This is a genomic window from Paenibacillus sp. EB106-05-06-XG162 (genome assembly GCF_058791655.1).
The window spans coordinates 1-553 of sequence record NZ_JBYTDT010000050.1; the positions used below are offsets into that span (position 1 = coordinate 1).

Here is a 553-nt window from a genome sequence, read left to right on the forward strand (position 1 = left end):
CATTTCGTTGTTCGCCACGTCCTTCGTCGACTCCTAGCGCCTAGGCATCCTCCGTGTGCTCTTAGTAGCTTAACCTAAGTTTTTTCTCGTAAGAGAAAATAACTGTCAATCAGCTTCTTAAAACTTGTTTAACACAAGTAGTTGGATATTTCCTTGCGGAAAATCCTAGCTAAAAGGATATTTCTAAAACGCAAATTTATCTCGCTATCCAGTTTTCAAGGATCAAATGTAAAACTTAAATGGTGGAGCCAAGCGGGATCGAACCGCTGACCCCCTGCGTGCAAGGCAGGTGCTCTCCCAGCTGAGCTATGGCCCCAAGAAAGTTATTAAATTAGTTATGGTGGGCCCTAGTGGACTCGAACCACCGACCTCACCCTTATCAGGGGTGCGCTCTAACCAGCTGAGCTAAGGGCCCTTAATGTTCACAAAGCGTATTCGCTTCGGAAGATTAAGTTATTGTACCCATCAAGTGGGCGCGCTTGGCATCGTCCTACTCTCCCAGGACCCTGCGGTCCAAGTACCATCGGCGCTAGAGGGCTTAACGGTCGTGTTC

The 553-nt window shown here is 47.9% G+C and carries 2 tRNA genes and 1 rRNA gene; all 3 read right to left on the minus strand.

What is annotated here, in order from left to right:
• Positions 1 to 240 precede the first annotated feature (240 nt).
• Positions 241 to 316, minus strand: a tRNA-Ala gene (locus AC3WU2_RS30665).
• 22 nt (positions 317 to 338) lie between these two features.
• A tRNA-Ile gene (locus AC3WU2_RS30670) sits at positions 339 to 415 on the minus strand.
• A 62-nt stretch (positions 416 to 477) separates the two neighbouring features.
• Positions 478 to 553 (minus strand): 5S ribosomal RNA (rrf, locus tag AC3WU2_RS30675); the annotation flags it as partial.